The following is a 4,618-nucleotide window of genomic DNA, read 5'->3' as shown; positions in this document are numbered from 1 at the left end:
GCCCTGCGGCTCGTTGATGATCGACGAGAACGACTTGATGCCGAACATGCCCAGGTTGGATACAGAGAAGGTGCCGCCCTGGAACTCTTCCGGCTTCAGCTTGCGGTCGCGGGCGCGCTTGGCCAGGTCCTTGGACTCGGTGGCGATCTGCGAGAGCGACTTCAGTTCGGCCTTGCGGATGATCGGGGTGATCAGGCCGCCGTCGATCGCCACCGCCATCGCCACGTCGGCGTTGTGGTGCATGGCGATACCTTCCGGCGTGTAGCTGGCGTTGGCTTCCGGCACAGCCTTCAGGGCCATGGCGGCGGCCTTGATGACGAAGTCGTTGACCGAGACCTTCACACCGCTCTTCTCAAGCAGGGCGTTGACCTTGGCGCGCGCGGCCAGCAGCGCGTCGATCTCGACGTCGATGAACAGCGGGAAGTGCGGCACCTGCTGGACCGCCTCGACCATGCGCCGGGCGATGGCCTTCTTCATGCCGTCCAGCGGGATCAGGTCGTAGCTGCCGTCCGGGATGCCCATCTGGGCCAGCGACTGCACCGGACGCGAGGCGATGCCCGAAGCGGCGGCAGCGGCCGAAGCCGGCTTGGCGCCGCCCTTGCCCGCGGCCTCGATGTCGCGCTTGACGATGCGGCCGTGCGGACCGGTGCCCTTGACCGAGGCCAGGTCCACGCCGGCCTGGGCGGCCAGACGGCGCGCCAGGGGCGAGGCGAACAGGCGGCCGCCGTCGGCGGTCTTCACCGAGGCGGGAGCGGCGACCGGAGCCGGAGCAGCCTTGGGGGCCTCGGCGGGGACCGGCGCCGCGGTTTCCGCCTTCGCCGCTTCAGCGGCCTTGGGCGCGTCAGCCTTCGGCGCCGGAGCGGCCGCGCCGCCTTCATCCTTCAAACGCGCGATGGGGGTGTTCACCTTCACGCCCTCGGTCCCTTCGGCCACGAGGATCTCGGTGATCTCGCCTTCGTCGACGGCCTCGACTTCCATCGTGGCCTTGTCGGTTTCGATCTCGGCGATCACGTCGCCGGCCTTGACCACGTCGCCCGCCTTGACGTGCCACTTGCTCAGGACGCCCTCCTCCATGGTCGGAGACAGGGCGGGCATCAGGATGTCGGTCATTGCACGCTCCCGGAGGGCGCGGTCGGCTCCGCGACCGTCTGGACGTTGTCGGCCTTGATCGCCTCGCTCAGCCCCTGAAGGATGCGGTTGTACGCCTCCTTCTCATTGTGGCCGTGACGCACGGCGTAACCGTAGGCCATGTGGCGCGCGGCGATGGCCAGCAGCTCGCCGAACTGGGCCGGGTTGTTGAAGGCGGGCTTCACCGACATTACCGGCTGATTCTTCGACCACCACATGCGGATGATCTCGATGGCTTCCGGATCGGCGGCGATGCTATCGGGCGTCGTCAGCTGGAAATCGCTGGGCTCGCTCATGCCATCACCTGCTTCACGGCCTTGATGATCTTGTCCACGCCCGGCAGCGACAGGGCTTCCAGGTTGGCGGCGTAGGGCAGCGGCACGTCTTCCTGGTGCACCCGCAGCGGCGGAGCGTCCAGGTAGTCGAAGGCATGCTCGATCACCCGGGCCACGACCTCGGCGCCGACACCCATCGGACCCCAGCCTTCTTCGGCCGAGACCAGACGGCTGGTCTTCTTGACGCTCTCGACGATGGTCTCGGTGTCCAGCGGACGCAGGGTGCGCAGGTCTACGACCTCGACGCTGATGCCTTCGCCGGCCAGCTGTTCGGCGGCCTGCAGGGCGAAGCCGACCATGCGGCTGTGCGCGGTGATGGTGACGTCCGTGCCTTCGCGGCGGACCTTGGCCTTGCCGATCGGCACGACCCAGTCCTCGATCTCCGGCACGTCGAACTCCAGCCCGTACATCATCTCGTGCTCGAGGAAGACGACGGGGTTGGGATCGCGGATCGCCGCCTTCATCAGGCCCTTGGCGTCGGCCGCATCATAGGGCGCGACGACTTTCAGGCCCGGGATCTGGGCGTACCAGGCCGAATAGTCCTGGCTGTGCTGGGCGCCGACGCGGCTGGCCGCGCCGTTGGGGCCGCGGAACACGATCGGCGCGCGGATCTGACCGCCCGACATGTACAGCGTCTTGGCGGCGGAGTTGATGATGTGGTCGATCGCCTGCATGGCGAAGTTGAACGTCATGAACTCGACGATCGGCTTCAGGCCCGCCATGGCGGCGCCGACGCCCAGGCCGGCGAAGCCGTGCTCGGTGATCGGGGTGTCAACGACGCGCTGGTCGCCGAACTCCTGCAGCAGCTCGCGGCTGACCTTGTAGGCGCCCTGGTACTGGGCGACTTCCTCGCCGATCAGGAAGACCCGGTCATCGCGGCGCATTTCCTCGGCCATGGCGTCGCGCAGGGCGTCGCGGATGGTCGTCTTGACCAGCTTGGCGTCGGCCGGGACTTCCGGGTCGCGCAGTTCGACCTTCGGACCGGCGGCGGTGTCGTCGGTCTTCTCTTCCTTCTCGCCGGAGCCGGAGGTCGCGACCGCCGGAGCGGCCTCGGCCTTGGGCCCGTCAGCCTTGGGCGCCGGCGCGGCGGCGCCGCTTTCGCCCGCCAGACGGGCGATGGGCGTGTTGACCTTCACGTTCTCCGAACCTTCGGGAACCAGGATTTCGAGCACTTCGCCCTCATCCACGGCCTCGACTTCCATCGTCGCCTTGTCGGTTTCGATCTCGGCGATCACCTGGCCCGCGGACACGACGTCCCCGGCCTTGATGTGCCACTTGGTCAGCGTGCCCTCTTCCATCGTGGGGGACAGCGCCGGCATCAAAATGTCCGTCACGATCAGGCCTCCACGTAGACGTCGGTATAGAGCTCGGACGGATCGGGCTCCGGGCTCTCTTGAGCGAACTGAACGGCCTCGGCGACGATGGCCTTGATCTCGTTGTCGATGACTTTCAGCTCGTCCTCGGTGGCCTTGGCCTGTTCGAGCAGCATCTTCACGTGATCGATCGGGTCACGGGTCTTCTTGACCTCGTCGACCTCTTCCTTGGACCGGTATTTGGCCGGATCCGACATGGAGTGACCGCGATAGCGGTAGGTCTTCACTTCCAGGATGTAGGGGCCGCCGCCTTCACGGGCGCGCTTCACGGCGCGGGCCGTGGCGTCGCGGACCGCCAGCACGTCCATGCCGTCGACCTGCTCGCCCGGGATGCCGAAGCTGGCGCCGCGCATGTACAGCTCGGTCGTGGACGACGAGCGCTCGATGCTCGTGCCCATGGCGTACTGGTTGTTCTCGATGATGTAGATGGCCGGCAGCTTCCACAGCTGGGCCATGTTGAAGCTCTCGTAGACCTGACCCTGGTTCGAGGCGCCGTCGCCGAAGTAGACGAAGGCCACCGAGTCATCGCCGCGGTACTTGCCGGCGAAGGCCAGGCCGGTGCCCAGCGCCACCTGTGCGCCGACGATGCCGTGACCGCCGTAGAAGCCGGTCGGCACGTCGAACATGTGCATCGAGCCGCCCTTGCCCTTGGACGAGCCGCCGATACGACCCGTCAGCTCGGCCATCACCTCTTTCGGGTCCATGCCCGCGGCCAGCATGTGACCGTGGTCACGATAGCCCGTGATGATCTTGTCGTGGCCCTGCTTGACGCTCTCCTGAACGCCCACCGCCACGGCCTCCTGGCCGATGTACAGGTGGCAGAAGCCGCCGATCAGGCCCATGCCGTACAGCTGGCCCGCGCGCTCCTCGAAACGGCGGATCAGCACCATCTCGCGGTAGAATCGCAGCAGGTCCTCCTTGGAGGCCGTCGGCGTATTGGGAATCTTCTTTGAATCAGTCTTGGCGGCGGGGGCTTTCGCCATCCGTCATCTCCCGGTTGGACCCCACTCTGCAGGGTCTCTTGTCGTTACGGAAAGGGGCTTTAGCAGCCTTCGTTCCCGAAACGCAAAGCGCCCCGGCCAAGCTGTAACTAAAGTTCACGAACGGCGCGGCGCGGCGCCCTGTTCGACGGGGTGCGCGACCCGGATCACATAGTCGCGAGGGTCGGCGAAGCCCAGCACGGCGCGGGCCCGCTCTTCAAGCAGATCACGCGACAGGCTGTCGGTCCGGAGGTAGCGCACGCGCACTTCCAGATCCTGTTTTTGTTCAAGAATATCCGCCAGTTGGCTCTCACGCCTTTGCAGAAGCGCGTCACGCTCTCCGCCGCTCAGCAATCCCCGTTCGCCCGTCAGGGCCTGGACGCCCAGATAGGCGATCAGCAGCAGGAGGACGCAGGAGGGGACGTAAGGCTTCATACGATCGGGCACTCGGACGCTCCTTCTGAGCGTGGACTCGTGATTGACGAGTGATGACCGAAAAGCCCTAACGAACCGTAGCTTGGCCGTAGAATCTGGCGCCGGCGCCAGCCCCGCTGACTCATCCATTTTTGGCGCACCAGCGCGCCGGACCGCGCTCCGGTCTTTGACAGCCGCGTCCACCGACGCCACACCCGGGGCGCCGGTTCATGTTGAAGCTGCAGTCTTCTGAATTCTCGGCCCGGAAGAATGAGCTCCGGCGCTCCGCCTATTTCAGCAGCATGCCGTCGCCGTAGTACATGCCCTGGTCGCCGAGCAGTTCCTCAATGCGCAGCAGCTGGTTGTACTTGGCCGTCCGGTCCGAGCG

6 protein-coding genes are annotated in these 4,618 nt (G+C 66.3%); all 6 read right to left on the bottom strand.

The window, feature by feature from the left end; translation table 11 throughout:
- Positions 1-1,110 (bottom strand): 2-oxo acid dehydrogenase subunit E2 (locus tag Q0C81_RS16345; RefSeq protein WP_291840420.1); only part of this gene is annotated, 1,110 nt, incomplete at its 3' end.
- Complete coding sequence (locus tag Q0C81_RS16340; protein WP_291840417.1) at positions 1,107-1,424, bottom strand: DUF5076 domain-containing protein; 318 nt, start codon at positions 1,422-1,424, stop codon at positions 1,107-1,109. The genes Q0C81_RS16345 and Q0C81_RS16340, both read right to left, overlap by 4 nt.
- Complete coding sequence (locus Q0C81_RS16335) at positions 1,421-2,797, bottom strand: pyruvate dehydrogenase complex E1 component subunit beta (RefSeq protein ID WP_291840414.1); 1,377 nt, start codon at positions 2,795-2,797, stop codon at positions 1,421-1,423. The genes Q0C81_RS16340 and Q0C81_RS16335 overlap by 4 nt, the downstream gene beginning before the upstream one ends.
- A 2-nt stretch (positions 2,798-2,799) precedes the next feature.
- The gene (pdhA, locus tag Q0C81_RS16330) at positions 2,800-3,819 is read right to left on the bottom strand and encodes a pyruvate dehydrogenase (acetyl-transferring) E1 component subunit alpha (protein ID WP_291840412.1); all 1,020 of its coding nucleotides are present in this window, start codon (positions 3,817-3,819) and stop codon (positions 2,800-2,802) included.
- Between the two features lie 114 nt (positions 3,820-3,933).
- Entirely contained in the window at positions 3,934-4,263 is a 330-nt protein-coding gene (locus Q0C81_RS16325; protein ID WP_291840409.1) for a septum formation initiator family protein, read from the bottom strand.
- 256 nt (positions 4,264-4,519) lie between these two features.
- A partial coding sequence (locus Q0C81_RS16320; RefSeq protein WP_291840423.1) for a hypothetical protein occupies positions 4,520-4,618 on the bottom strand: 99 nt, incomplete at its 5' end.

It is taken from the genome of Brevundimonas sp., assembly GCF_023259385.1.
Taxonomy (GTDB): domain Bacteria; phylum Pseudomonadota; class Alphaproteobacteria; order Caulobacterales; family Caulobacteraceae; genus Brevundimonas.
The sequence above is the reverse complement of the archived record's forward strand: the minus strand, read 5'-3'. Positions and strand labels throughout refer to the sequence as shown.

Coding starts and splice junctions, on each gene's coding strand:
- pdhA (WP_291840412.1), bottom strand. CDS start 3,819: ATGGCGAAAGCCCCCGCCGCCAAGACTGATTCAAAGAAGATTCCCAAT.
- Q0C81_RS16340 (WP_291840417.1), bottom strand. CDS start 1,424: ATGAGCGAGCCCAGCGATTTCCAGCTGACGACGCCCGATAGCATCGCC.